1 protein-coding gene is annotated in these 548 nt (G+C 65.5%); it reads left to right on the top strand.

All coding sequences use genetic code 11. From position 1 onward, the window contains the following. Window positions 1-36: 36 nt before the first annotated feature. Window positions 37-548, top strand: a 512-nt coding sequence (locus tag AACY52_RS29790) for a DUF2798 domain-containing protein (RefSeq protein WP_339561301.1), incomplete at its 3' end; no start/stop codon positions are given.

The raw sequence follows: 548 nt of genomic DNA on the forward strand, positions 1-548 counted from the left end.
CACCGTGCCAGACGCGTCCTTTTCAAGAGAAACCAAATGATTGCGGTTCGCAAACTGCCGGCGCGCTATGCGCCGATCGTGATGCCGTTCGTCCTCTCCCTGCTGATGACGGCCGTTGTGTCGGTCATCTCGACCCTCCGCAGCCTCGGCGCGACGCCGGCCTTCCTCGCGACCTGGCCCGGCGCCTGGGCGCTGTCCTGGGTGGTGGCCTTCCCGACGCTGCTGCTGGTGCTGCTCGGCATGGCGCTGCGCGGCGTCGGCGATTCGATCACGCCCTTGTGGTTCACGGTGCTGAGTGTCGTGCTCGACAGCGGGCTCAACCCCGTTTTCATTCGCGGCTGGTTCGGCATGCCGGCCATGGGCATCGCCGGGTCCGCCACCGCGACGCTCATCTCCGCGCATGTCGCAGCATTTGGGCTGCTCGCTTTTATCTATCTGCGTGATTTGCCGATCCGGCTGCGCGGGCATGAACTGACCTGGTTGATCCCGTCCCCCGCCTTGATCCGCACGATCATCGGCAAGGGCCTGCCAATGGGCGCGCAGATGCT

Source organism: Pseudomonas sp. EA_65y_Pfl1_P113, assembly GCF_963970525.1.
In the GTDB taxonomy this organism is placed as follows: Bacteria; Pseudomonadota; Gammaproteobacteria; order Pseudomonadales; family Pseudomonadaceae; genus Aquipseudomonas; species Aquipseudomonas tritici.